A 24,105-nucleotide genomic window follows, 5' to 3' on the forward strand; every position below is an offset into this window, starting at 1 on the left:
CATGACCAATTTCGGATACACGTTGATGACCGAGCAGAGCGGCCCGAAGGAGCTGGTGCAGTACGCCGTCGGAGCCGAGAAGGTCGGCTTCGACTTCGAGGTCGCCAGCGACCACTACTCGCCGTGGCTCTCGTCGATGGGTCACTCGCCCTACGCATGGACGACGCTGGGTGCGGTGGCTCAGGCCACCGAACGCGTCGAGTTGATGACATACGTGACGTGCCCGATCATCCGGTACCACCCGGCCGTCGTCGCGCAGAAGGCCGCCACGCTGCAAATTCTGGCCGACGGACGCTTCACCCTCGGCCTCGGCAGCGGTGAGAACCTGAACGAGCACGTCGTCGGCGAGGGCTGGCCGTCCATCGACAAGCGGCAGGACATGTTCGTCGAGGCGCTCGAGATCATCAGGGCATTGCACTCCGGTGGCTTGGTCACCTACGACGGCAAGCACTTTCGCGTCGACTCCGCCCGGATCTGGGACCTGCCCGAGGGCGGCGTGCCCATCGGCATCGCAGCCGGTGGCGAGAAGGCCGTCGCGCGGTTCGCCGAGTACGGCGACCACCTCATCGCCACCGAGCCCGACGCCGATCTGGTCAAGGCATGGTCCGACAACCACGAGGGCCCGGCGCGGTCCATCGGACAGATCCCGATCTCCTGGGATCCGGACAAGGACGCGGCCGTCGATCGCGCGCACGATCGCTTCCGCTGGTTCGCCGGTGGCTGGGCCGTCAACGCCGATCTGCCGACGACGGCAGGTTTCGCCGGCGCCACCAAGTTCGTCCGCAAAGAGGATGTGGCCGACACGATTCCGTGTGGACCGGACCTGGACGCCATCGTCGAGGCCGTGAAGCCGTACTGGGAGGCCGGCTACACCGACATCGCACTCGTGCAGGTGGGCGACGAGACCCAGGAGCGCTTCCTCGCCGAGGCTGCCGGCCCGCTGTTGGAGAAACTGCGCGCTGCGTCCAGCTGACCCGACGTTCCACGAGGCCCCGATCGAGAGCATCCGATCGGGGCCTCGAGCTGTCACTGGACGTGAATGTCCTTGCGGTCGAGCGCCCTGCCGGCCGATGCGACAACCGAGACAGTGAGCAGCGCCGTGGCCGTCAGGACCGAGAGTGCGGCTCCGGTGGTCGGCGAACCCGAGTCACCGAAAGTTCCGGAGGTCAACTGGGTTGCGCGAGTGGCCAGGGCATAGGGCAGCACGAAGATCGCCCCGGTCACCTCGGCGGTGAGGAGGAACACCGACATACCGGCCCCGACGAGAGCGATGGCAATCGGCACCGCGAACGACCTGACAGCCATCGACAGAGCGGTGTGCAGTGCCGCGACCGGTAGTGACCCCACCACTATCAGCGCACCGGTCGCGAGGAGCTCGGAGGGGAGCGTTCCGTCGAGCGAGAAGACCACCTTGCCGAGAACAACGACGGCTGCCAGCATGACGATGTTCATGGCCGCGGTCAGTGTTGCCACCACCGCGGTCTTGGCGATCACGATGCGCGCCGACGGAACCGGCCCACTCATCAGGGCATTCCAATTCCCGCCTCGGTGTTCGGATTTCCAAACCAGTGATGCCAGTACCGCAACTCCGAGTGCGAGTGGGAACAAGCCCCAGAACACGACTGTGCGCAACCACAATGTGCGCCATCCCTCTGCCAATTCTGCGCCCGACGCGATCGTGTTGAAGGTTCCGACCCCCGCGATGATCAGCGGAAGGAGAACGACGACCGCCCATGCCTGCGAGCGCCTGAGCTTGATCATTTCGGCCGAGAACGCATTCATGCTCGTACCTCCTGTCGATCGAGTCGAACGGTCGTGAGCCAGAACGACACTGCCCCGACAACTGCGAGGGCTGCGATGCTGGCGTAGGACGGGTTCAGCGTCACCACCTGTTCGCCTCGGTAGTCGGCGGCAGACGCCAAGGAGTAGTAGCCCCACGGCGTCAAGTGTGCTGCCCAGGAGGGAAATCCGGAGGCGCAGATCGCGATGACGGTACCCACGATGCCGATTCCCAGCGCGACCAGTTGGTTGTCCACTCGCGCTGAGATCAGCAGGTGCACAGCGAGTATCACGAGGTTGATCGTCACCGCCGCCGCCGTATAGCCCAACCACAGGGCGGCAGGCAAGGGTTGGGTCACTCCGATGACGGTTCCCAGAAATACACTGCCAGCACTGGCCGCCACCGTCGCGCCGGCAACGACGAGGCCCGTCGAGACGAGCTTCGCGCGCACGAGGGCTCCGCGGTCGGCTCCATTGGTCCGGTTCAGCAGCCAGCCGTTGGATTGGTGCTCGACTTCCATGGTGCGGCTGGCTATCACGGCGAGCAGCAGCGGGGATGCGACGGGGATGGCAAGGGACAGCCCGGCCAGTGGCAGTGCCCAGGAGACCGTGGTCGAATCCTTCGACGCTGTTGCGGTGAGAGCGCCGACGAAGGTCAAGCCGACGATTGCGGCGACCGACACAGCGGCGATCGCGCCGATGTGCAGGTGCCTGAGTTTGGCGAACTCGTTGCGTACGGTCGTCACAATCGGCCACCCTTCGTCAAATTCATGAATACGTCTTCGAGCGACTGATCGTCGCGCCGAACGCCGTAGACGCCTGCGTTCGCTCCGACGAGTTCTGCCACCACCTGTGCGGCACCTCGATCGTCGATGCCGGACAGTCTCAGCGTGTGATCCTCGACCTCGACCGAAATGCGCTGTTGCAGAACCGAACGCGCGCAGGTTGGATCGATGACGTCGATGAGTACATCCGGAGTGGAGGCGGTGAACAGCTCGTCGCGGGTGCCTTGGAAGATCAAGCGCCCCTGGCTCAGGATCCCCAGCATGTTCGCCGTCTTGTCGATCTCGCCGAGCAGATGGCTCGAGACCATCACTGTCACGCCGTGTTCGGCGAGATGGCGGAGCAGGCCGCGGATCTCTTCGATGCCCGCCGGGTCCAAGCCGTTGGTGGGCTCGTCCAGGATCAGAAGTCGTGGTTCGCGCGCGAGCGCCATCGCGATGCCCAGGCGCTGTTTCATCCCCAGTGAGTAGTTCTTCACCTTCTTGTCGAGGTGCTCCTGCAGCCGGACGGTGGCCACCGCCCGGTCGATCTGTTCGGCGTGCAATCCGAGCGAGCGTTGCACGATGCGAAGGTTTTCCGCACCCGTGAGATGGCCGTATCCGGGTGGAGCTTCGATGAGTGAACCGATGTGCGAGAGCACTCCGCGGCGGGTCTCGTGATTCACGAGCTTCCCGAGGATCTCCACCTCGCCGGAGGTCGGTCGGATCAGGGACAGCAACATCTTCATGGTCGTCGATTTGCCCGATCCGTTCGGACCGAGAAAGCCGTAGACGCAGCCCTCAGGAATGCGAAGGTTCACGTCGTCGACGACGGTATGGGTGTCGTAGCGCTTGCCGAGGCTGTGAGTTCTGACGATGTCCATGCCTCGACGGTCCCGCATTCGGCGGCGAGAATCGTCGGTCCCGAGTATGTCCGGTGTCCTACTCGGGTATGACTTGCCGCCGGGTGGCGTCGTTACGGAGCCAGGGTCGACAGATTCTTCGAGATGCTCGACGTCAGTGCTTTACCGACGATCGCGGCGAGGCCGGGGACGGGTGCATCGAATCCGATCGTGTAGTCGAGCTCGGTGCCGCCGTCGGCGGTGGGGGTGAACTTCTGCACGCCCCAGTGGCCGCGTAGCGGGCCGCCCTTGGTGATGCGGTACTCGATCAGCGAATGGGGCTCGGAGGTGATCGTGGTTTCCTCGAACGCAGGAAGCGGACCCAGCTTCAGGCTGCGCGTCGACCCGATGCCGTTGCGGGAGGTGTCACCGTCCCGAACGCGGCCGATCTTCGCCATGAAGAGCGGGCCGAGGTTCTCGTGCTCCGACAACGCCGCGAAGACGACCTCGGGGGGAGAGACGAACCGGTGCTTGACGTGTACGCGGGTGGGGGTCGGCATGGGTCGTGAGATCCGTTCGCTCGGGGTCGACAGAGTCGACTCACAGTAGCCGTCCACCGCGTGAAAAAAAGGACCCATTCGATCGAATCGAATGGGTCCCTCTTCGTGGTCCAACTGTCGGGGTGGCGGGATTCGAACCCACGACCTCTTCGTCCCGAACGAAGCGCGCTACCAAGCTGCGCCACACCCCGTGTACCGCTGGAGAAGTCTAACTCACGACTGCCTCGGAACGCGAAACGCCCTCGTCGGAGACGTTTTTCGGACCCGTTCTCGGGGCCGGAGTCAGCGTGATCAGGGTGGCCTCGGGGCGGCAGCAGAACCGCGCAGGCGCGTACGGCGACGTTCCGATGCCTGCCGAGACGTGCAGCTGGGTGTGCGCGCCCCACTTGGACGGGCCCTTGACCCGCGAACGATCGATCTCACAGTTCGTCACCAGCGCGCCGTAGAACGGAAGGCACAGCTGGCCGCCGTGGGTGTGCCCGGCGAGGACGAGGTCGTAACCGTCCTGAGCGAACTTGTCCAGCACTCGCGGCTCCGGGGAGTGCGTGATGCCCAGGCGCAGGTCTGCGAGCGGATTGGGCTGGCCCGCGATGGTGTCGTAGCGGTCGCGCTTCAGATGTGGGTCGTCGACGCCCGCCGACGCGATCCGTACCCCGGCCACCTCGAGCTCGCGACGCACATGCGTCACGTCGAGCCAGCCCCGCTCGGAGAACGCGGCCCGCAGGTCGCGCCACGGCAACGAGTCGCCGGTGGTGCGCTTGTGGTTCTTGTCGAAGTACTTGAACGGGTTCTTCGGCTTGGGCGCGAAGTAGTCGTTGCTACCGAACACGAACAGGCCAGGCCGAGCCAGCAGCGGCCCCAACGCCTGCACGACGCTGGGCACGGCGCGCTGGTGCGAGAGATTGTCTCCGGTGTTGACGACCAGATCGGGTTCGAGGCGGTCCAGTTCACGCAACCAGTTCTGCTTCATCCGCTGTCCGGGCATCATGTGCAGGTCGCTGATGTGGAGTACGCGCAGCGTCGCCGAACCCGGCTCGAGCACCGCCATCGACGTCTCACGCAGCGTGAACGCATTGCGTTCGATGAGTGTGGCGTATCCGAGACCCAACGCCGCCGCGCCCGCCGTTCCGATCACGGAACTCTTCAACGGTGCTGCTCTGACGGCGTCGCGCGCCTGCTCTGCGGCGGAGCGCAGTTGCGAGGAGGCACTGCGCAGTTGTGTGGAGGCACTGCGCAGTTGCGTCGACGTGCTGAGAAACGAGGGACTGAATTGTGCGGACACCTCATCCACGATACGGCAGCAACCGGATATGGACGTGCGAGCCGAGGACTGCGCCGCGTAGCGTTTCCGCCATGTCCGAACTCAAGGCCCGCCTCCGAACCGACCTCACCGCAGCGATGAAGGCGAAGGACAAGCTTCGCCTGGCAACGCTGCGCATGATTCTCGCCGCCATCCAGACCGAGGAGGTCTCCGGCAAGGAGGCTCACGATCTGACCGACGACGACGTTCTCAAAGTGCTTGCCAAGGAAGCGAAGAAGCGCGGCGAATCGGCCGAGATCTACACGCAGAACGGCCGCGGCGAACTCGCTGCGAACGAGCGCGCCGAAGCTCAGATCATCGACGAGTACCTGCCCACGCCCTTGACCGACGAGGAATTGGCGAACATCGTCGACACCGCGATCGCGCAGGTCGCCGAAGACCTCGGGGAGCGACCGGCGATGAAGCAGATGGGTCAGGTCATGAAGATCGCGTCGGGACTCGCCGCAGGCAAAGCCGACGGATCGCGACTGTCGAAGGCTGTCAAAGACCGCCTGTGACAATCGATGTGAGTGGAACCTCGTAGTGGACTACGAGGTTCCACTCACATGCGGCGGAGCCGCTCAGCGAGGTGCCGTGATCCCAGGGATCGCCGGAATCTGGATGCCCGGCGGTAGGTCCGGGATCTGGATGTTCGGCAGCGCGGGTGCCGGAGCCGGAGCAGGTCGAACCGAACCGTCACTGACGTAGATAGTGATGTTCGATCCGGGGACCGCCGAACCCGACGGGGACGTCGACACCACGGTGCCGCGAGCCGCCTGGTCGGCCGTGGTGGCCACCGTCACCTGGAAGCCTGCGCCCTGCAGAGTCGATGTCGCCGACGACTGGCTCTGGCCGGTCACGTCGGGTACCTGGCCGTTGGCCGAGCCGCGGACGTACTTCTGGTCGACGGGTGGCAACGCGACGGGTCCGAAGTTGGTGGCGATCGGTGTCATGGCGTCGAACCACGTTCGAGCCGGCTCGTTACCGCCGTACAGGTTGCCCGAGCTGCATGGCCGCAGCGGGAACGAACAGATCTCGCTCGGCGTCGGTGAGTCACCGTACGTGTACACGGCGGCGGCGTAGTTGTTGGTGAACCCGAGGAAGCCGGACGACCTGTTCGACTCGGTGGTGCCGGTCTTGCCTGCCATCGGCAGGGTCCAGCCGGCGGAGCCGGCCGCTGCGGCGGATGTGCCGCCCGGCTGATCGTCCTTGCTCATGGCATTGGCGAGGGTGTTCGCCAGTCCGGGCTCGACGACCTGCTCACACGCCTGGTGAGCAACCGGAACGGGCTTGCCGTCGCGGTCGAAGATCGAGTCGATGGGGGTGGGCGGGCACCACATGCCACCCGAGGCCAACGTGGCAGCCACGTTGGACAGCTCCAGCGGGTTCACCCAGGTCGGTCCGAGGGTGAACGAGCCGAGATTCTGATCCTTCTGGAAATCGGCCATGGACTGGTCGGTGCCCGACGAGCCGGGGTCGTTGTACGACCGCAGGCCCAGGCGAACGGCCATGTCGACGGTCGGGGTGACGCCGACCGACTCGATCAGCTTGACGAACGCGGTGTTGGGGGACTGCGCCAACGCGTCGGTGATGGACAACGACGCCGGGTAGTTGCCCGCGTTCTCGACGCAGTAGGTCGCTGCCGGGCAGTTCCGTGCACCGCCGTCGCCGACGCCCTTGACCTCGACGCGCCTGGGCACCTGCAGCGTCGCGCTGGTTCCCAGTCCGCGCTCCATCGCCGCGGCGGTGGTGAAGATCTTGAAGATCGAGCCCGCACCGTTGCCGACCAGCGAGTGCGGCTGTGGCTGCACCGTCTCGTCGTCGTCGGCATTGAGGCCGTAGGTGCGGCTGCTGCCCATGGCGAGAACTCGGTGCTGGTCCTGGCCCGGCGCGACGACGTTCATGACGGTGGCGACGCCGTCGAGGTTCGGACTGGTGTTCTCCACCAGAGCGGCCTTGGTGGAGTTCTGTACCGCGGGGTCGAGCGTCGTGCGGATGAGGTACCCGCCCTTGTCGATCTGTTCCTGGCTGATTCCCGCCTCGGCCAGGTACTGCAGTGCGTAGTCGCAGAAGAATCCGCGGTCGCCTGCCGCGATGCATCCGCGGGGCAGGGTCTGGGGAACGGGCAGCACACCGAGCGGCTCGGACTTGAGCGCGGCGAGCTCGTCGGCGCGTTCGGGGAGGTTCTGGATCATCGTGTCGAGCACGGTGTTCCGGCGCTCGAGCACGCCCTCCTCGTTGGTGTACGGGTTGAGTGCGGAGCTGGACTGCACCATGCCTGCGAGCATCGCGGCCTGGACGGCGCTGAGCTGGCTCGCATCGATACCGAAGTAGGTCTGGGCGGCGTCCTGGATGCCGAAGGACGCGTTGCCGAACGGAACGAGGTTGAGGTACCGGGTGAGGATCTCGTCCTTGGTCAGTTCCTTGTCGAGCGTCAACGCCATGCGGATCTCGCGGATCTTGCGAGCGGGCGTCGTCTCGATGGCCGCTCGGCGCTCGGCGTCGGTCTTGGCCACCACGAGCAGCTGGTAGTTCTTCACGTACTGCTGATCGATGGTGGATGCGCCCTGCTCGACCTGCCCGCTGGTGGTGTTGGTCAGGAACGCACGGAGCGTGCCCTGCCAGTCCACGCCCTGGTGTTCGGCGAAGCGGCGGTCCTCGATCGAGACGATGGCGAGCTTCATCTCGTTGGAGATCTGGTCGCTCGGCACTTCGAATCGACGCTGCTCGTACAGCCAGGCGATGGGATTGCCGTTGACGTCCGTCATCGTCGAGACGGCAGGCACTGCGCCCTCCACCAACTCGGCCGAGACGTTGTCGACGGTATCGGCGGCGCGGTTGGAGGCGTACCCGAACCCACCGGCCAAGGGGAACATCACGCCGGCGAGCAATGCACCGGCGAGTGCTGAACATCCGGCGAGCTTCGCCACGGTTTTTCCAACTGACACAGAGCACAGCGTACGTGGGTGTGGCTCGGACCGGCAGAGGCCTGCATGCGCCGTGTGCTGCGCCCCTGCTCGGGACGGCCGTACCAGAAATGTGACCCCGCCGTCTTGCATTCGGGGCTCGCTTTACCTAAATTATTGAGCACGGTGTGATTCGCATAACACTTGATAATGAATGTGGGGCAGCTCCTAGAATTTGTGCTTCGCCTGACGAGGTACAAACTGCTTCGAGCCTCCGGGACGTCCAGCGAGGACGTCCGCAACGCAAAGGGGTATCCGCATGCACACGACAACCGCGCCGACGCGACTCGATGTAGAAGAAGCCGAGGCACGCATCGCCTGGGTGTCGCACGCCCGTTGCAAGGGCACTGACCCGGACCAGCTCTTCGTCCGGGGTGCAGCGCAGCGCAAGGCCGCAACCATCTGCCGGCACTGCCCGGTACTCATGCAGTGCGGTGCGGATGCCCTCGACAATCGAGTCGAGTTCGGTGTTTGGGGCGGCATGACGGAACGCCAGCGCAGGGCGCTGCTCAAGCAGCACCCCGAGGTCGACTCCTGGTCCGAGTTCTTCGAGACCCAGCGTCAGCAGCAAGCAGCCATCTAGTCGCCTGCCGGGCAGGGCCGATTCAGCCTTTGCGAGTCAGCTGATCGGCCACTGCACGCAGCGCGGCGAGGTCGGAGACCTCGAACGGCAGTGACGGAACACCGACGATAGGCACGCGGGGGTGCGCACCGGTGAACCGGCGAAGCAACCGCACCTCACGCGCTGCCGTGACGGCGCGCTGAGCGTGGATCCGGAGGACAGCGGCGGTCAGATCCGCACCCGGGTCGTCGATCCGATCGAGTAGATCGGCCGCCGTCGCGGCGTGATCCGCCTGCACCGACGACAGCGTCGGGTGCGTTCGGTTCACCACCAACCCGGCCAGGGGCATCTTCTCCGCAGACAAGCGCTCCACGAAGAAGGCCGCCTCGCGCAGCGCGTCGGGTTCTGCGGCAGCGACGACGAGGAAGCTGGTGCCGTCCTCGCGAAGCAGCTGGTAGGTACGCGTCGCCCGCTCGCGGAACCCGCCGAACATGGAATCCAGTGATTGCACGAAAGCTGATGCGTCGGACAGCATTTGGCTGCCGATCACGGTGGAGACGCCGCGCATGGCCAAGCTCATCGCGCTGGTGACCACGCGGGTGATGCCGCGGCCGGGAGCGGTGAGCAGCCGGATGAAACGGCCGTCGAGGAACGAGCCGAGTCGCTGCGGTGCATCGAGGAAGTCCAGTGCGTTGCGCGACGGCGGAGTGTCCACCACGATCAGATCCCACGACGAGTCCAGGGACAACTGCCCCAACTTCTCCATCGCCATGTACTCCTGTGTGCCCGAAAACGACGACGCCACAGTCTGATAGAACGGATTGGCCAGCACCTGCTCGGCCTTCTCCGGCGTCGAGTGCTCGATGACCATCTCGTCGAACGTGCGTCGCATGTTCAGCATCATCGCGTGCAGTTCACCCTTGGCACCGGCACCCAACTTCACCGGCTGCGGGCTGTTGTCGAGATCGCCGAGACCGAGAGCCTGAGCCAGGCGACGGGCCGGATCGATCGTCAGCACCACCACCCGCCTACCCTGCTCGGCAGCGCGCAGCGCCATCGCAGCCGCGGTGGTGGTCTTGCCGACTCCGCCGGCCCCGCAGACGACGACGATCCGCGACGTGGGATCGGTCAGGATGCGGTCGACATCGAGTTCGGTTGCTACTGGTCGAGTCATCGGACACCCTGTTCTGCAAGCTTGGCGGCGAGCTCGTACAACCCGCCGAGATCGACACCATCGGCCAACATCGGCAGCGACATCCGCGCGACGTCGAGTTCGTCGAGCGTGGTTGCGCTCTCCACCTGAGCCGAGAGCGTTGCCGCGTGCTCGATCGATTCGGTGAGCAACCCCGCGAAGTCCGCCTCGGACAACGTGATTCCTGTCTTGGCGAGACCGTCCTGAATGGCGACGGCATCGATCTCGCCCTCGGCGATGGCCTCGAGCGACTCGGCCGGCAGGTAGGTCGGTTCGGTGCGATTGACGATGACCGCGCCGAGTCGAAGATCTGCCGCCTCTAGCTCACGCACCGCGTCGGCCGTCTCCTGCACCGGCAGCGCCTCGAGCAGTGTCACCAGGTGCACGACGGTGTCGGCCGAGTGCAGCAACCGCACCACGCCCTCGCTCTGCGAACGAACCGGTCCGCCCTTGGCCAGGTCGGCCATGGCCTTGGTGACGTCGAGGAAGTTTCCGATGCGTCCGGTCGGCGGCGAGTCGACGACGATCTCGTCGTAGGCCCGGTTGCCCTTCTTGTCGGTCCGCACCACACATTCCTTGACCTTGCCGGTCAGCAACACGTCGCGCAGACCCGGTGCGATGGTCGTCGCGAACTCGATGGCGCCGATCTTGCGCATCGCGCGGCCGGCGAAGCCGAGGTTGTAGAACATCTCGAGGTATTCGAGGAACGCGGTCTCGATGTCGATGGCCAGTGCGTAGACCTCGCCGCCGCCGTCCGCCGAGGCGACGCGTGTCTCCTTGGGCGGAAGCTGCGGCACGTCGAACAGCTGCGCGATGCCCTGCCTGCCCTCGACCTCCACCAGCAACACCCGTCGACCACCGGCTGCAAGCGCCAGTGCCAAGGCGGCAGCGACCGTCGTCTTGCCGGTCCCGCCCTTACCGGATACGAAATGCAGCCGCGCGGCATCTGCCTTCGCCGGCCATCCCTCTTCGTTCGCTATGCCCACACCCCGACCATATAGAGGTCGTCCCCGGGCGTCCGACCGAAGTGTCTAACTCTGCTCGGAGTGTCGGCGGAGTCGGTCGACCAATCCCTGGGTGTACGCGTCGAGATTCGGTACTGCGTCGGGACAGGCGACCATCGCGATCGTCACCACGTCGCCCAGGCCGAAGATTCCGTGGTTGAGACACCGGCCGTCTTCGAGGAACGGAAAGCCTGCCGAGAAACGCGCGACGGCACCATACAGCTCGAGGTCCGCGCGGCCACGGTCGACACTGACGACGGTCGTCTTGGCACCGACGTGCGACGGAGAGCGGTCGTGTTGTCGGAATCGGCGTCCCTGTACGAATTGGACGATCGGTGCAGGCACTCGCTCGTCCGCGCGCGCGACGCGGAGCAACGGTGCCGCCGTCACCCTGGCTCGTTCGGCCGCGAGCGACCGAGTGATCAGCTCGGCTCGCTTCGCGATATCGGGTTCTCCGACGTGGAGGTCGACCGTTCCGACCACCGCTCGATTCGCTGCCGGCCACTCCACGTCGCGCGGTAGGGCCATCGGGACGAACGCCGCGACGGTGCCTCCGGTCGCGGACAGCGGCTCGTCGCCGTCGCCGTCGCCGTCGCCGAGATATTGGTTGAGGCACGAGCCGACGGCACACAGAGCGGACACCGTGACCGACGCGGCACCCGCGCGGACTTCCGTCTTCTGCATCGGCACTATGCGAACGACTCGATACGGCCCCACGGCCTGGTTCAGCGCCGTGGCCGGCACCGAGGGCGGGCCGGGCTGCGACCCCCGGTACGCGCGAACAGCTCGACGGGCCTCCCACCGCGATCGAACGAGATCGACCGGTGCGCGCACCACCGCACCGAGAGTGCTCGAAACGGGATTCTCTCGCTCGGCAGTGAGATTCGGCGACGGTGCCGCGCCCGGCGCGGATATTGGCTCGGACACTGGCTCGAACAGTGCGCGTACCATCCTCGATACGCCCAGCCCATCGGTCAGGGCGTGCCCGACCTGCAGTATCACCACCGTCACCGCACCCTGCATCATCGGAGCAGAACCGATTCCACGGACCACGTGCAGGTGCCAGGAGTGCTCTCGGAGATCGAGACGAGTGCGGAGCAGGTCGCCCATCAAGATCTCGAAGTCGGCCCAGGGCGCACCGCCGAGATCGTGATCCGACATCCGCTCGGACAGCGGGGACGTATCGGGTACCCATCGCGGGTAGTCCAGATTCAGTGGCGCCTCCCGGAGCCGCAGTCCCAGGCCGGGGACCAGCGGTGCCCGGGCCTCCATGTGGGCGACGATCTCGTCGAACGAGGGCGCGGGGCGTTCGACCGAGTCGAACGCCGTCAGGGAGAACTGGTCTCGAGAATCACCGCGGTCACGCGCGAAGTGATAGATGGCGTCCTTGATATCGAGCCGATCCATGCGACGACTGTAGTTCCGGCACCGCATCGGTGGAACCGAACGATAGGCTCAACAGTCATGAGCGAAAAGATCATCTGGGAGTACTTCACCGCGCCGGTCCTGATTCACGCCACCAAGCAGATTCTCGACAACTACGGCTCCGAGGGCTGGGAGCTCGTCACGATCATGGCGGGACCCAACGGCGGAGACACGTTGGTCGCGTACTTCAAGCGCCCGAAGGTCTGAGCGCGCGTGGCGAATTGGAGCGAACGACTGTCCGAGCTGGGCATCGAGCTGCCCGACGTCGTCCCGCCGCTGGCGGCGTACGTCCCGGCGGTGCAGGTGGGCTCGCTCGTCCACACCTCCGGCCAGTTGCCGATCGTGGACGGAAACCTGACGTCGGTGGGCAAGGTCGGCGGCGACGTCACCGCTGAGGACGCCACCGCAGCGGCGCGCCTCTGCGCCCTGAATGCGCTCGCCGCCGTGCACGCGCTCGTCGGCATCGATTCGGTGGCCCGAGTGATCAAGGCGGTCGGCTTCGTCGCCTCCGCTCCGGGATTCACCGGCCAGCCCGGGGTGATCAACGGGGCGTCGAACGTCATCGGTGAGATCTTCGGCGATGCGGGCAAGCATGCGCGCTCGGCCGTGGGTGTCGCCGAACTGCCACTCGGTGCTTCGGTGGAAGTGGAGCTCATCGTCGAACTGCGCTGACGCGCAGTGGTGTGGCTAGGTGCCCTCTGGGGCACTCAACCACGCCACTGGGGCGCAGCCGCACATGTCACTGGGGCGCAGCCGCACTGATCACTTTCTGCAGGTGTAGGCCTCGGTGTACCGAGCATTCGTGATCGACACCCTTGTCGACCGACTCGAGGAATTCGTCCAGCAGGACGGCGAAGCAGTCGGTCGACGAGGTCGAGCGGTCGGTGAGGGTCTCGACTCCGTCGGTGCCGCTGAGCTCGATCCGCATCAGGGACGGCATGATCGGCGTCCGCAGCGACAACTGCACGGTGCTCGTTGCACCGCCCTCGTGCTCGAGCACCACGGTCCAACTGTCCGACGCCACCTCACGGTGCGAGTAGGCAACGCGCGCAATGGTTCCCAGTGCGGCGTCGAGCAGATCGAACACGTGTGGGCCGATGTCGAGGATCGCCCCGTCGTCGTGTCGCCACTGCGAGTTCGCGTACGCCCCGCCGAGGACGGCACCGGAGAACCAGGTACCCGAACCCGCTGCCCACGGTCGCCCGGCGACCGCGTCGAGGAATTGCCTTGTCTCCGGGGCGAACCGGAGCGTCAGCGTCACCATCGAGCGGACGCCTGCGGCCGTCACTGCCGCGGCCAGTTCCTCGGCCTCGGCCACTGTTGCGGCAATCGGCTTGTCCAGCAACACATGTTTGCCTGCCTGCACCGCGCGGAGTGCGTACCCGGCTTGCACGGCCGGTGGTACCGCGAACGCCACCGCATCGACGGCACCCAGCAGGTCGTCGAACGATTCGAAGACCGGTGCCCCCAGCTCGGCTGCCGCTTCGGGTCTGCGTGCCCATGCTCCGGCGAAGTCGATGGCGGGATGGGCGAGTAGCGAGGGGGCTTGAGTCTTACGGGCCCAGGGCCCAGCTCCGACGAGTCCGACCTTCATGAATATCGACGGTAGTCCTCCTGGACACGGCGTGGAGCAGGCGACCTACAGTACTTTCATGGCCGACTCGAACCCCCAGCATCCCGCGTACGGACTTCTCCGGCAGGTGACGCCCACCGCGTCGGTTCTGCTCGCCGACAACCCGGGCAAGATGACGCTCGACGGGACGAACACCTGGATTCTGCAGGCACCGGGGTCGGACGAATGCATCGTCGTCGATCCCGGGCCGAAGGACAAAGCTCATCTCGACGCCGCCGCCGCGTCGGGCACGGTGGTGCTGACGCTCGTCACTCATCGACACGCGGATCACACCGGCGGACTGAAGCGGTTCCACCGCAAGACGGCGGCGCCGGTGCGTGCGGTAGGGGAGAAGTTCCTGCACGGGGGCGGCGCAACGCTGGCCCACGGCGAGGTCATCGAGGCAGCCGGGCTGCGTATCGAGGTTCTGCACACGCCAGGTCACACCGCGGATTCGGTGAGTTTCGTGTTGGACGACGCGATCCTGACGGGAGATACCGTCTTGGGTCGCGGCACGACGGTGCTGGACCCGAAGGACGGTTCGCTCGCGGACTATCTGCAGTCGTTGGACCGGCTCGAGGCGGCCGGTGCGGGGAAGACGGTACTTCCCGGGCACGGGCCGGAGTTGCCGGACACCGCCGAGGTGGCGCGAGCGTATCGCGCCCACCGTCGGCAGCGGCTGGATCAGGTTCGCTCGGCGCTCGCCGAGATCGGCGAGAACGCGAAACCGATGCAGGTGGTACGGCACGTCTATTCCGACGTGGACAAGAAGTTGTGGCCGGCTGCGCGGATGTCGGTCAAGACGCAGCTGGCCTACCTCCGCGAGAGCTAGCGAGCAGCTGTCTCGACGGAACTCGGCCTAGCGAGCTCTGCGTGCCAGCCGCTCGGAGTCCGAGATCAGCACGGACTTGCCTTCGAGACGCAGCCAGCCGCGGTGCGCGAAGTCGGCCAGTGCCTTGTTGACGGTCTCGCGAGAGGCACCGACGAGCTGAGCGATCTCTTCCTGCGTCAGGTCGTGGGTCACGCGCAGCGATCCCGCTTCCTGGGTGCCGAAGCGCTGGGCCAGCTGGAGCAGCGCCTTCGCGACACGTCCGGGAACGTCGGTGAAGATGAGGTCGGCCAGGTTGTTGTTGGTGCGACGCAACCGGCGAGCCAGTACGCGCAGCAGCTGCTCGGCGATCTCGGGGCGCTGATCGATCCAGTCCTTGAGCGCAGCACGGTCCATGCTGACCGCGCGGACCTCGGTGACCGTGGTGGCCGAGGACGTACGGGGGCCGGGGTCGAAGATCGACAGCTCACCGAACATGTCCGACGGTCCCATGATCGTCAGCAGGTTCTCGCGGCCGTCGGGGGAGCGTCGCCCGAGCTTGATCTTGCCCGAAACGATGATGTAGAGCCGGTCTCCGGGCTCACCCTCGTTGAACACCACGTGCCCACGGGGGAAATCGACAGGCTGCAGCTGCTTCGTCAGTGCCGCAACCGCAGAGGGTTCGACTCCTTGGAAGATGCCGGCCCGTGCCAGGACGTCGTCCACTTGCGCTCCTTTTGGGATGTCGGTGTCGCGGAAACCCGCACCACCGAAAGCGTTTGTACTCAGTTCGTGCCATGCACCGAACTGCGGTGCAGTTCAGGCGTCGACGCCGATCCGATGATCAAACACAACAATTACCTCAGGGGAGTCTACTTCGAGTCGGTGAAAACCGAGTGATCGACGCCACCACAGGTTGCCAGAGGACTCGGGCGTGTGTTCCCGTTCACCCGAAATTCATCCAAATTACGACCAATGGGACGAAACGCGCGCTCAACTGGCTCGTTGGTCGGCCAGGCCGTCGCGCGTGTCGATGGTCCGCGGCGGGGTCTGGCGGCGTTTGCGGGTGTTGAACCGGGCCAATGCGTGCGGGAAGCCCTCGTTCGCCAGAGTGGCGACCTCGGACTTGCTCGCCTGATCGAGGAATTCCTGTACTTCTTGCTCCCGGACGCCGAGCTTGCTCAGACGAAACTCGACGCGTTCCATCGCGAGTGCGAAGAGCATGAGTAGTACCGGAAAGAGCACCACGGCGAGTCCTTGCATACCGGCCAGTTAACACCGAAAAGATCTCGATACAAACACGGTCCGCTGCTGCCGCGAGGAACGTTACGCATTCTTGTCCGTACAGTTGTGGAGTGGATTCGACAGCTCCGAAACGCCCCGACGTGCGCAAACGCGAGGAGACGCACCTCGGGCTGGTGCGTCGAGCTCGGCGAATGAACCGGACGTTGAACACTGCCTTCCCGCATGTGTACTGCGAACTCGACTTCACCACGCCGCTGGAACTGGCCGTCGCGACCATCCTGTCCGCGCAGTGCACCGACAAGCGCGTCAACATGGTCACCCCAGCGCTGTTCGTGAGATACCGCACAGCCCGTGATTACGCCGAGGCCGACCGGACCGAACTCGAGGAGTTCATCCGCACCACGGGCTTCTATCGGAACAAGGCCAACTCGCTGATCGGTCTCGGGCAGAAGTTGCTGGAGAACTTCGACGGCGAGGTGCCCGCGACGCTGAAGGACCTCGTCACACTCCCCGGGATCGGCCGCAAGACGGCCAACGTGGTTCTCGGTAATGCCTTCGATGTTCCGGGAATCACCGTCGACACCCATTTCGGACGGCTCGTACGGCGCTGGCAGTGGACCGAGGAACAGGACCCGGTCAAGGTCGAGCACGCCGTCGGCGCACTCATCGAGCGCAAGGAGTGGACGCTGCTCTCGCATCGAGTCATCTTTCACGGTCGACGCGTTTGCCACGCCCGTACACCCGCATGCGGGGTGTGCGTCCTCGCCAAGGACTGCCCCTCGTTCGGGACCGGTCCGACCGACCCCGCAACCGCAGCTGCGTTGGTGAAGGGCCCGGAAACCGATCACCTTCTCGCTCTCGTCGGAATCGTGCCGTGAACAAATCTGCCCTGCGGTGGTCACTGGTCGCTCTGATCCTGGTGGTCGGGATGGTCTACGCGCTGTGGCCCCGGAGCGAAGAGCCGACCGCGCAGCCCATGGATTCGCCCGGCCTCGGGCAGCGAATACCGAGCACGGACGAGCGTCGTGCAGTCGACACTCCCGAGGCGCTCGCACCACTGCGTCAGGACGCCGGTCTCGCCGCGTGCCCCACGGCGTCGGGCAACGCCGCGGGCCCGTTGACGGGCATCACCCTCGAATGCATCGGTGACGGCTCGTACGTCGACCTCGGGCAGAGCCTCGCGGGCCGCCCTGCTTTGCTCAACATCTGGGCGTACTGGTGTGGCCCGTGCGCCGAAGAGCTGCCCTATCTGCAGCAGTACGCCGACCGGGCGGGCGAGAAGATCGAGGTCCTGACCGTCCACAACGACGCCAACGAGGCCAACGGCCTGACTCGGTTGACCGATTACGGCGTCACCCTGCCCGGCGTTCAGGACGGCGGCGGCCGCGTCGTCGCCGCCGTCGGAGCACCCAATGTGCTGCCCGTTTCCGTTTTGATATCTGCGGATGGCACTGTCGCCAAGGTGCTGCCACAACCTTTCCGTAGCGTCGACGAGATCGCCGACGCCGTACGCGTGAACCTCGGAGTCGACTCGTGAGCGCACCCGACTGGCTCGGACGCATGCTCGACGTGGCAGGCAGGGCCGGCGGACTGACCGACACCACCGGCATCAACCCCGTGCTGCAGCGTCAGGCACCGCCGTCCGACCGACCGCGGTCCGCCGCTGTGCTGGTGCTGTTCGGCGGCCCCGCCTCCGCAGATCCCACCTCGCCCGGTGGATTGCCCGCCGACGCCGACGTCCTGCTGACGCAGCGTGCGTCGACGTTGCGCGATCACAGCGGGCAGATCGCCTTCCCCGGCGGAGCCACCGACCCGGGCGACGACGGCCCGGTCGGCACGGCACTGCGCGAGGCGCAGGAGGAAACCGGGCTCGATCCGGCAGGCGTCGTGCCACTGGCGACGATGCCCGGCATCTACGTTCCGCCGTCGCGCTTCGATGTGGTTCCGGTGCTCTCGTACTGGCAGCAGCCCAGCCCGGTGCGCGTCGTCGATCCCGGCGAGACCGAGCGAGTGGTGCGAGTTCCGTTGCGCGAGTTGCTCGATCCGGACAATCGATTCCAGGTGCGCCACCCTGCGGGCTACCAGGGCCCAGCGTTCGCTGTGCAGGGAATGCTGGTGTGGGGATTCACGGGCGGTATCCTGGCGGGTCTGCTGGCTGTATCGGGCTGGGAGCCCGAGTGGGACACGGGGGACATACGCGATCTGGAGGCCAGCTTGACTGCGGTAGGAGCGAGGCTCGATCGGTGACAGGTTCAGGGTGGGTCGATATCGCGGTGATCGCCATCGCACTGCTGGCGGCGTCGTCGGGATGGCGGCAGGGGGCGGTGGCGTCGGCGCTGGCGTTTCTGGGGGTCGTCCTCGGTGCCGTTGCCGGCATTCTGGTGGCACCGCACGTGCTCGAACACGTCGACGGTGCGCGGACGCGGGTGTTCGTCGGTATCGCACTGATCGTGGTGTTGGTGATCGTCGGTGAAGTCGCCGGAATGGTCCTAGGGCGGGCCTTGCGCAGCGGAATACATTCGCGCGCAGCACGATCCGTCGACAGCACGGTCGGAGCCGGGCTGCAGGCGGTGGCGGTGCTCGCCGCTGCGTGGCTGCTCGCCATTCCACTGACGTCGTCCTCGCAGCCCGAGGTGGCCAGTGCGGTGCGCGGGTCGTCGGTGCTCGGTCAGGTCGATCAGGTGGCACCCGACTGGCTGCGGCAGGTACCCGAGGAATTCTCGGCGTTGCTCGACACCTCCGGATTGCCGGACGTCATCGGACCGTTCGGTCGCACCCCGGTCGCCGAGGTCGCCGCGCCCGACTCCGGTATCGCAGCCGGACCTGTTCCGGTGCAACTGCAATCGAGTGTCATCAAGATCAACGGCATCGCACCGAGCTGCCAGAAGGCTCTCGAAGGCTCCGGTTTCGTCGTCGGATCCGATCTGGTGATGACCAACGCGCACGTCGTCGCCGGCACCTCCGAGGTGACCGTCGATTCGCCCAACGGACCGCTCGACGCAGACGTCGTGCTGTTCGATCCGGAAGAAGACGTTGCGGTGCTTCGTGTTCCACAGCTGCAGGCACCGGTGCTGACCTTCGCCCCGACGCCAGCCGAATCCGGTACCGACGCCATCGTGCTCGGTTACCCCGGCGGCGGTCCGTACACGGCGAGCCCGGCGCGTGTCCGCGAGATCATCAACCTCAGCGGGCCGGACATCTACCGCACCGGAACCATCCAGCGTGAGGTCTACACCGTGCGCGGATCGGTGCGGCAGGGCAATTCCGGTGGACCCCTGGTCAACTCGTCCGGAGAAGTACTCGGAGTCGTGTTCGGCGCTGCCGTCGACGACCCCGACACCGGATTCGTGTTGACCGCGTCGGAGATCGCCGACGAACTTGCACAGAGCTTCGCTGCCCCGGTGCCGGTCGGCACGGGCGACTGCGTCGTCTAGTCGCCAGGGCCTGGCGAAGTCCGGCTGGGCAACAGATGCACACAATCTTGTCTGAGTGGGGTCAGGATCGCCTCGGCCAGCTGCTCGAGCTGGTCGATCCGGCCGGGGCCGAGGTGCTCGAACACCCGTCGGCGCACTTGCTGCACGTACCCGGGCTCGATGCGGTCCACCGCCTGCGAGCCGGCATCGGTCAATCGTGCCAATGTTCGTCGTGCGTCCCCGGAATCGCTTCGTCGAGTGACCCACAGCTTCTTTTCCATCCTGGTCACGATGCGCGACAGGTGTGAGGGCGTGACGCCTGCGCCCGCGGCCAGCTGCGTCATGTGAACGTCGCTTTCCTCGCTCGTCGACAACCAACGCAGGACCTGATACTCCGCGTGTGTGAGCCCGTGCTCGTGGCCGAGGTACGCATCGAGGGCGCCCGGTAGCCACATCATCACTCCCACGAGCAGAGACCAGGTTCGGTCTTCCTGAGGCGAGAGGTGCGGGGCATCGGACACGGGTTACACGATACCGTTGCTTGCTGCGGAAAGTATTCTCGGGTAGATTGCTTTCCGCGGGAAGTAATCTCGCACCCGATGCGTAGTACGGAGAAGCAGATGCAGGCAGCGCGATACCACCGTTACGGTGGCCCCGAAATACTCGTGGTCGAGGACGCACCGGAACCTCACGCGGAGGCGAACACCGTTCGCATCGAGGTCGGAGCCGCGAGCATCAACCCCATCGACTATCTGCTGCGCTCCGGTCGGTTGAGTGATGTGGTGCCGCTCGATCTGCCCGCCATCCCCGGCCGTGACGCGGCCGGAGTGGTCGACGAGGTAGGACCGGGGGTTGTGGGTACGCAGATCGGAGACGTCGTGTTCGGCGTCGGTGGGATCAGTGACACCACCGCGCAGTACGCAGTACTCACCGCGTGGAGCAGTGCACCCTCGGATTGGAGCATCGAGCACGCTGCGGCCGCCGGGCTCGCTTCGAGCACGGCATCCGCGGTCATCGAGGCTCTCGAGGTCTTCGGGAGTCTGGAAGGGAAGACCGTACTGATCGACGGCGCTTCCGGAGCAGTGGGCACCGCCCTGAGTGTTCTCGCGAGGGATTCGGGGGCCGAGGTGATCGGAACCGGAAGCCCGCGAAATCACGACTATCTGATCGGCCTCGGCGTACGGCCGACCACCTATGGTCCGGGGCTTGCCGAACGGGTCGCCCTCCTCGCGCCGGGCGGGGTGGACGCGGCTGTGCACACGGCGCCGTCATCTCTGCCTGAGGACCTGATCACGTTGGTGGGCGACCCCGCCCGCGTCGTGACCGTCCTGGATGCCGAGGGTGCCGAACGTCTGGGTGCGCGAAAGATCGACGCTCGCAACGAGTCTCAGTTGTTGGAGCGCGCTTCCGAGCTGGGCCGACGCGGAATCTATCTGCCCCGGGTCGACCACACTCTGCCGTTCGCCCAGATCGCCGACGCCCACGCCGTGGCCGAGCGGGGAAGCGGCAAGGTCGTCGTCACCATGCGGTGACCCACCGCCGCGCGTAATCGAGCGCGTTCAGATTTCGTGCACGACTCGCAGGATCTCCTCGGACACCACGTCGGGTGCTTCCTGGTGGACGTAATGCCCCACGTCACGCACTGTTCGACGCGTCAGTCCCGGTGCCCAGTGCCGATCGCGATCGAGGGTGGTGGGCAGCACGTACGGGTCGAGGTCGCCGCTGATCTGCGCGACGGGAATCGAGGTACGTACGTCCACGGCGGCCATGAAGCGGCGTCCCTCGGCGCGGAACTGGCTGCGGAATGCCCAGCGCTGATATTCGAGCGCGCAGTGCGCAGCACCCGGAATCCGGATGGCCGAGCTCATCTTGGCTGCGGTGTCGGCGTAGTCCTCGGTGTTCTTCCACGCGGACCCGGCGCGGCTGCTCATCAACTCGCCCACCGCAGCTCCGCCTCGGCGCGTCAGCAGCCTCTCCGGGCGCAGCGGAACCTGGTAGCGAACGAAATGCGGTAGCAACGCAGCGCGTTGCGCCGAATCCTTCAACACCGCTCGCCGCAGCGAGATGGGGTGCGGTGCGTTGATCAGCACCATCGAGCTCACCAAGCGGGGGTGCAACGCCGCACTGGCCCAGCAGACGAGACCGCCGTCGGCGTGACCGACGAAGGTGGCGTGCGGGTATCCCAGAGCGCGAACCAGTCCGACGATATCGCCGGCCAGTGTCCACCCGTCGTATCCGCGTGGGGGCTTGTCGGAGTCACCGTAACCGCGCAGGTCGACGGCGATTGCCCGGACGCCGGACCGAGCGAGTGCGGCAAGTTGGTGTCGCCACGAATACCAGAAGTCGGCGAAGCCGTGCAGCAGGACCACCAGCGGTGCGTCCGGTGCATGTTCGCCGACCTCGACGACGTGGAACCGGATTCCGTTGGCGTGGATGTCGCGATGGATCCACTGTCCCGGATACCGGACCGTGGACGGATCGGGCTGATTCATACTGCTCGATTCGCCCGGGCTACTACTTCTTGTAGCCGGGAACCCCGGGGATGGAATCGTGCTGGTTCGGCAGCACCGTCGACGCCTGCTTGAGCGAGTCGATGGTCTTCTCGGGCTTGCGCAGTTTCTTGACCCTGCGGTAGCCGAGGAATCCGAACAGCGCCGCAGCCAACACCATGAACGCGAACACGATGAGGAATGCGGCCCAACGGTAGAGCCACACGTCGAGCAGCTCGGCCGCGAAGAAGAAGAAGAAGAAGGTGCTGAACAGCAGAACCGTCAGGGCGATGATGAAGAAGACGCTGCCCTGCAGACCCTTCTTGACCTCACCGGTGACCTCGGCCTTGGCGAGGGCGACTTCGGCGCGCACGAGCGTCGAGACCTGGGTGGTGGCGTCCTTGACGAGGTTTCCGATGCTGGCGCTACCAGGGGTGCGGGCATCGACATCGGTCAGAGGTATCGATGAAATCGTGTTCGGGACGCCGTTTCCGTATCCCTTGTCATTGCTGACGCTCAACTCTCGACCCCTTGTAATCGCTCTGCTCGGTGTTGTGCGGAAGATCGTATCGACAGTAGTGCCTGGGTAGCAGATTAACTGTTCCGCGAAGGGCGAGCGACGCTCGGCCCTCGTTTGGACGCGTACCTCGGTACCGCCTCCCGCAAACTCGCCGATCTTGCGCGATCGGGCACCGGACACGCCCGGGTCGTGAAATTCTCAGGTGTTCATCAGGTAATTTGCAGGGAACTTCCCCCTTTCAGGAGCATCCGTGAGTTCAGCACACGCCGTCGCGCCCGACGGCGCAATTCCCGCACCTCAGGTGCCGCGGTCACGCATCGTGATCGCCTCGATGGTCGGCACGTCCATCGAATTCTTCGACTTCTACATCTATGCCACCGCCGCTGTACTCGTCTTTCCGCGTCTGTTCTTCCCCGCGGGCAACGACACCACGGCGCTGCTGGCGTCGTTCGCGACCTTCGGTCTGGCGTTCATCGCGCGGCCCGTCGGGTCGATTCTGTTCGGCCACTTCGGTGATCGCATCGGACGCAAGGCGACCCTCGTCGGCTCCCTGCTCACGATGGGCGTCGCGACGTTCGCGATCGGCTTGTTGCCGACGTACGCCGCGGTGGGTCTGTGGGCACCGGCCCTGCTGGCGATCATGCGCTTCACCCAAGGCGTCGGTCTCGGTGGTGAGTGGAGCGGTGCAGCATTGCTGGCGACGGAAACCGCGAAGCCGGGCAAGCGAGCCTGGGCCGCGATGTACCCGCAGCTGGGCGCGCCCATCGGCTTCTTCTTCGCCAACGGCATCTTCCTGCTCATCGTCATCGCGACGGGCTACGATTCTGCGAACTCCGGCACCGACCACGCGTTCCTGACGTGGGGCTGGCGAATCCCGTTCCTGCTCAGCGCGATCATGGTCATCATCGGGCTGTACGTCCGGCTCAAGCTGGAGGAAACGCCGGTGTTCAAGCTGGCCGTCGAGCGTGGGCAGAAGGTCAAGACTCCGCTGGCTCAGGTGTTCAAGACCAGCTGGCGTCAGCTGATCATCGGTACTTTCGTCATGCTCGCCACCTACACGCTGTTCTACATCATGACCACGTGGGTGGTCAGCTACGGAACGGGCAAGGTCTCCGACGTCAACGGGCCCAAGCTGGCCATTCCGTACACCGACTTCCTGGAACTGCAGCTCATCGCCGTGCTGTTCTTCGCGGCTCTGATTCCGGTCGCCGGACTGCTCGCCGACAAGTACGGCCGCCGTCCCACGCTCATCGTCATCACCACGGCGATCGTGCTGTTCGGACTGTCGTTCCACTGGTTCGCAGATCCGGTGTCCGCGTCGGCAGGCAAGATGTTGGTGTTCATGTGCGTCGGCCTCGGCCTGATGGGTCTGACCTTCGGACCGATGAGTGCCGTTCTGCCCGAACTGTTTCCGACCAACGTGCGCTACACGGGCTCGGGAATCTCGTACAACACCGCGTCGATCCTCGGGGCCGCAGTCGCCCCGTTCATCGCCACCTGGCTGGTGAGCAGCTACGGCGTCGGCTGGGTGGGCGTCTACCTCGCCATCGCCGCGGCGTTGACGCTGATCTCGTTGATCATCATGAAAGAAACACGGGATCAGTCGCTCGACAGCGTGTGAGCGGCT

27 protein-coding genes and 1 tRNA gene are annotated in these 24,105 nt (G+C 65.6%); 12 read left to right on the forward strand and 16 right to left on the reverse strand.

Annotation, left to right across the window (positions count from 1 at the left end):
- Position 1 precedes the first annotated feature (1 nt).
- Positions 2-973: an LLM class F420-dependent oxidoreductase gene (locus tag CH291_RS12585; RefSeq protein ID WP_094687638.1), complete on the forward strand. Its 972-nt coding sequence runs from the start codon at positions 2-4 to the stop codon at positions 971-973.
- 53 nt (positions 974-1,026) lie between these two features.
- Here CH291_RS12585 and CH291_RS12590 read toward each other — a convergent pair whose 3' ends face one another.
- From CH291_RS12590 to CH291_RS12615, 6 genes are all read right to left on the reverse strand, one after another.
- Positions 1,027-1,782 carry an ABC transporter permease gene (locus tag CH291_RS12590; protein ID WP_094687639.1) on the reverse strand — a complete coding sequence of 252 codons (756 nt, stop codon included), beginning with the start codon at positions 1,780-1,782 and terminating at the stop codon, positions 1,027-1,029.
- Positions 1,779-2,525: an ABC transporter permease gene (locus tag CH291_RS12595; RefSeq protein ID WP_094687640.1), complete on the reverse strand. Its 747-nt coding sequence runs from the start codon at positions 2,523-2,525 to the stop codon at positions 1,779-1,781. Before CH291_RS12595 ends, CH291_RS12590 begins: the two co-directional genes overlap by 4 nt.
- Positions 2,522-3,424: an ATP-binding cassette domain-containing protein gene (locus CH291_RS12600; protein ID WP_094687641.1), complete on the reverse strand. Its 903-nt coding sequence runs from the start codon at positions 3,422-3,424 to the stop codon at positions 2,522-2,524. Before CH291_RS12600 ends, CH291_RS12595 begins: the two co-directional genes overlap by 4 nt.
- Before the next feature lie 92 nt (positions 3,425-3,516).
- Positions 3,517-3,942 (reverse strand): SRPBCC family protein, encoded by a 426-nt coding sequence (locus CH291_RS12605; RefSeq protein WP_094687748.1) that lies wholly within the window; start codon positions 3,940-3,942, stop codon positions 3,517-3,519.
- A 117-nt stretch (positions 3,943-4,059) separates the two neighbouring features.
- Positions 4,060-4,133: transfer RNA gene (locus CH291_RS12610), tRNA-Pro, on the reverse strand.
- Positions 4,134-4,150: 17 nt separating this feature from the next.
- Complete coding sequence (locus CH291_RS12615) at positions 4,151-5,089, reverse strand: metallophosphoesterase (RefSeq protein ID WP_231893981.1); 939 nt, start codon at positions 5,087-5,089, stop codon at positions 4,151-4,153.
- 206 nt (positions 5,090-5,295) lie between these two features.
- Here CH291_RS12615 and CH291_RS12620 point away from each other — a divergent pair, with 206 nt between their 5' ends.
- Positions 5,296-5,760 carry a GatB/YqeY domain-containing protein gene (locus CH291_RS12620; RefSeq protein WP_032395267.1) on the forward strand — a complete coding sequence of 155 codons (465 nt, stop codon included), beginning with the start codon at positions 5,296-5,298 and terminating at the stop codon, positions 5,758-5,760.
- A gap of 63 nt (positions 5,761-5,823) precedes the next feature.
- Here CH291_RS12620 and CH291_RS12625 read toward each other — a convergent pair whose 3' ends face one another.
- Positions 5,824-8,172 (reverse strand): penicillin-binding protein, encoded by a 2,349-nt coding sequence (locus CH291_RS12625; RefSeq protein ID WP_094638699.1) that lies wholly within the window; start codon positions 8,170-8,172, stop codon positions 5,824-5,826.
- A 295-nt stretch (positions 8,173-8,467) separates the two neighbouring features.
- On the opposite strand from CH291_RS12625, the gene CH291_RS12630 reads away from it, so the two are divergent.
- Complete coding sequence (locus CH291_RS12630) at positions 8,468-8,791, forward strand: WhiB family transcriptional regulator (RefSeq protein WP_008712729.1); 324 nt, start codon at positions 8,468-8,470, stop codon at positions 8,789-8,791.
- A 22-nt stretch (positions 8,792-8,813) separates the two neighbouring features.
- On the opposite strand, the gene CH291_RS12635 is transcribed toward CH291_RS12630, so the two are convergent.
- The 3 genes from CH291_RS12635 to CH291_RS12645 are packed head-to-tail and all read right to left on the reverse strand — an operon-like array spanning position 8,814 to position 12,373.
- Positions 8,814-9,944 carry an ArsA family ATPase gene (locus tag CH291_RS12635; RefSeq protein ID WP_094638698.1) on the reverse strand — a complete coding sequence of 377 codons (1,131 nt, stop codon included), beginning with the start codon at positions 9,942-9,944 and terminating at the stop codon, positions 8,814-8,816.
- Entirely contained in the window at positions 9,941-10,948 is a 1,008-nt protein-coding gene (locus tag CH291_RS12640) for an ArsA family ATPase (protein ID WP_068054088.1), read from the reverse strand. The genes CH291_RS12635 and CH291_RS12640 overlap by 4 nt, the downstream gene beginning before the upstream one ends.
- A gap of 45 nt (positions 10,949-10,993) precedes the next feature.
- Entirely contained in the window at positions 10,994-12,373 is a 1,380-nt protein-coding gene (locus tag CH291_RS12645) for a wax ester/triacylglycerol synthase domain-containing protein (RefSeq protein WP_179276524.1), read from the reverse strand.
- Positions 12,374-12,430: 57 nt separating this feature from the next.
- On the opposite strand from CH291_RS12645, the gene CH291_RS12650 reads away from it, so the two are divergent.
- Entirely contained in the window at positions 12,431-12,598 is a 168-nt protein-coding gene (locus tag CH291_RS12650; protein ID WP_094638696.1) for a DUF4177 domain-containing protein, read from the forward strand.
- Positions 12,599-12,604: 6 nt separating this feature from the next.
- Positions 12,605-13,063 carry a RidA family protein gene (locus CH291_RS12655; RefSeq protein ID WP_068054093.1) on the forward strand — a complete coding sequence of 153 codons (459 nt, stop codon included), beginning with the start codon at positions 12,605-12,607 and terminating at the stop codon, positions 13,061-13,063.
- A 67-nt stretch (positions 13,064-13,130) separates the two neighbouring features.
- Here the strand turns inward: CH291_RS12655 and CH291_RS12660 are convergent, their stop codons facing one another.
- A complete protein-coding gene (locus CH291_RS12660) occupies positions 13,131-13,985 on the reverse strand; it encodes a Gfo/Idh/MocA family protein (protein ID WP_176460210.1) in 855 nt (284 codons plus the stop codon).
- A gap of 58 nt (positions 13,986-14,043) precedes the next feature.
- Between CH291_RS12660 and CH291_RS12665 the strand changes: the two genes are divergently transcribed.
- Positions 14,044-14,835 (forward strand): MBL fold metallo-hydrolase, encoded by a 792-nt coding sequence (locus CH291_RS12665; RefSeq protein ID WP_094687749.1) that lies wholly within the window; start codon positions 14,044-14,046, stop codon positions 14,833-14,835.
- Positions 14,836-14,862: 27 nt separating this feature from the next.
- Here the strand turns inward: CH291_RS12665 and CH291_RS12670 are convergent, their stop codons facing one another.
- Both CH291_RS12670 and CH291_RS12675 read right to left on the reverse strand, forming a co-directional pair.
- Positions 14,863-15,537 (reverse strand): Crp/Fnr family transcriptional regulator, encoded by a 675-nt coding sequence (locus tag CH291_RS12670; protein WP_027494494.1) that lies wholly within the window; start codon positions 15,535-15,537, stop codon positions 14,863-14,865.
- A 267-nt stretch (positions 15,538-15,804) separates the two neighbouring features.
- Positions 15,805-16,074, reverse strand: a complete 270-nt coding sequence (locus tag CH291_RS12675) for a hypothetical protein (protein ID WP_068054099.1) — start codon at positions 16,072-16,074, stop codon at positions 15,805-15,807.
- A 173-nt stretch (positions 16,075-16,247) separates the two neighbouring features.
- On the opposite strand from CH291_RS12675, the gene nth reads away from it, so the two are divergent.
- From nth to marP, 4 genes are read left to right on the forward strand one after another with little or no spacing between them, the layout of a single operon-like run.
- Positions 16,248-16,934 carry an endonuclease III gene (nth, locus tag CH291_RS12680; RefSeq protein ID WP_256980838.1) on the forward strand — a complete coding sequence of 229 codons (687 nt, stop codon included), beginning with the start codon at positions 16,248-16,250 and terminating at the stop codon, positions 16,932-16,934.
- Between the two features lie 50 nt (positions 16,935-16,984).
- Entirely contained in the window at positions 16,985-17,593 is a 609-nt protein-coding gene (locus tag CH291_RS12685; RefSeq protein ID WP_094687750.1) for a TlpA family protein disulfide reductase, read from the forward strand.
- A gap of 23 nt (positions 17,594-17,616) precedes the next feature.
- Positions 17,617-18,303: an NUDIX hydrolase gene (locus CH291_RS12690; protein WP_068054125.1), complete on the forward strand. Its 687-nt coding sequence runs from the start codon at positions 17,617-17,619 to the stop codon at positions 18,301-18,303.
- Positions 18,300-19,490 carry an acid resistance serine protease MarP gene (gene marP / locus CH291_RS12695; protein WP_094687644.1) on the forward strand — a complete coding sequence of 397 codons (1,191 nt, stop codon included), beginning with the start codon at positions 18,300-18,302 and terminating at the stop codon, positions 19,488-19,490. Before CH291_RS12690 ends, marP begins: the two co-directional genes overlap by 4 nt.
- On the opposite strand, the gene CH291_RS12700 is transcribed toward marP, so the two are convergent.
- Positions 19,487-19,990 (reverse strand): MarR family winged helix-turn-helix transcriptional regulator, encoded by a 504-nt coding sequence (locus tag CH291_RS12700; protein WP_218829029.1) that lies wholly within the window; start codon positions 19,988-19,990, stop codon positions 19,487-19,489. The two genes, marP and CH291_RS12700, sit on opposite strands and share 4 nt — an antisense overlap.
- Before the next feature lie 99 nt (positions 19,991-20,089).
- Here CH291_RS12700 and CH291_RS12705 point away from each other — a divergent pair, with 99 nt between their 5' ends.
- Positions 20,090-21,001 carry an NADP-dependent oxidoreductase gene (locus tag CH291_RS12705; protein WP_094670583.1) on the forward strand — a complete coding sequence of 304 codons (912 nt, stop codon included), beginning with the start codon at positions 20,090-20,092 and terminating at the stop codon, positions 20,999-21,001.
- Between the two features lie 27 nt (positions 21,002-21,028).
- Here the strand turns inward: CH291_RS12705 and CH291_RS12710 are convergent, their stop codons facing one another.
- Together CH291_RS12710 and CH291_RS12715 are read right to left on the reverse strand one after the other, a co-directional pair.
- A complete protein-coding gene (locus CH291_RS12710; RefSeq protein ID WP_068054113.1) occupies positions 21,029-21,961 on the reverse strand; it encodes an alpha/beta fold hydrolase in 933 nt (310 codons plus the stop codon).
- 22 nt (positions 21,962-21,983) lie between these two features.
- Positions 21,984-22,478: a phage holin family protein gene (locus tag CH291_RS12715; RefSeq protein WP_068054119.1), complete on the reverse strand. Its 495-nt coding sequence runs from the start codon at positions 22,476-22,478 to the stop codon at positions 21,984-21,986.
- A gap of 250 nt (positions 22,479-22,728) precedes the next feature.
- On the opposite strand from CH291_RS12715, the gene CH291_RS12720 reads away from it, so the two are divergent.
- Positions 22,729-24,099 carry an MFS transporter gene (locus CH291_RS12720; protein ID WP_176460209.1) on the forward strand — a complete coding sequence of 457 codons (1,371 nt, stop codon included), beginning with the start codon at positions 22,729-22,731 and terminating at the stop codon, positions 24,097-24,099.
- Positions 24,100-24,105: the final 6 nt, after the last annotated feature.

The organism is Rhodococcus sp. 14-1411-2a, assembly GCF_002259485.1.
In the GTDB taxonomy this organism is placed as follows: Bacteria; Actinomycetota; Actinomycetes; order Mycobacteriales; family Mycobacteriaceae; genus Rhodococcoides.

Coding starts and splice junctions, on each gene's coding strand:
- CH291_RS12585 (WP_094687638.1), top strand. CDS start 2: ATGACCAATTTCGGATACACGTTGATGACCGAGCAGAGCGGCCCGAAG.
- CH291_RS12590 (WP_094687639.1), bottom strand. CDS start 1,782: ATGAATGCGTTCTCGGCCGAAATGATCAAGCTCAGGCGCTCGCAGGCA.
- CH291_RS12600 (WP_094687641.1), bottom strand. CDS start 3,424: ATGGACATCGTCAGAACTCACAGCCTCGGCAAGCGCTACGACACCCAT.
- CH291_RS12605 (WP_094687748.1), bottom strand. CDS start 3,942: ATGCCGACCCCCACCCGCGTACACGTCAAGCACCGGTTCGTCTCTCCC.
- CH291_RS12620 (WP_032395267.1), top strand. CDS start 5,296: ATGTCCGAACTCAAGGCCCGCCTCCGAACCGACCTCACCGCAGCGATG.
- CH291_RS12630 (WP_008712729.1), top strand. CDS start 8,468: ATGCACACGACAACCGCGCCGACGCGACTCGATGTAGAAGAAGCCGAG.
- CH291_RS12635 (WP_094638698.1), bottom strand. CDS start 9,944: ATGACTCGACCAGTAGCAACCGAACTCGATGTCGACCGCATCCTGACC.
- CH291_RS12645 (WP_179276524.1), bottom strand. CDS start 12,373: ATGGATCGGCTCGATATCAAGGACGCCATCTATCACTTCGCGCGTGAC.
- CH291_RS12650 (WP_094638696.1), top strand. CDS start 12,431: ATGAGCGAAAAGATCATCTGGGAGTACTTCACCGCGCCGGTCCTGATT.
- CH291_RS12660 (WP_176460210.1), bottom strand. CDS start 13,985: ATGAAGGTCGGACTCGTCGGAGCTGGGCCCTGGGCCCGTAAGACTCAA.
- CH291_RS12665 (WP_094687749.1), top strand. CDS start 14,044: ATGGCCGACTCGAACCCCCAGCATCCCGCGTACGGACTTCTCCGGCAG.
- CH291_RS12675 (WP_068054099.1), bottom strand. CDS start 16,074: ATGCAAGGACTCGCCGTGGTGCTCTTTCCGGTACTACTCATGCTCTTC.
- nth (WP_256980838.1), top strand. CDS start 16,248: ATGAACCGGACGTTGAACACTGCCTTCCCGCATGTGTACTGCGAACTC.
- CH291_RS12685 (WP_094687750.1), top strand. CDS start 16,985: ATGGTCTACGCGCTGTGGCCCCGGAGCGAAGAGCCGACCGCGCAGCCC.
- CH291_RS12690 (WP_068054125.1), top strand. CDS start 17,617: ATGCTCGACGTGGCAGGCAGGGCCGGCGGACTGACCGACACCACCGGC.
- CH291_RS12705 (WP_094670583.1), top strand. CDS start 20,090: ATGCAGGCAGCGCGATACCACCGTTACGGTGGCCCCGAAATACTCGTG.
- CH291_RS12710 (WP_068054113.1), bottom strand. CDS start 21,961: ATGAATCAGCCCGATCCGTCCACGGTCCGGTATCCGGGACAGTGGATC.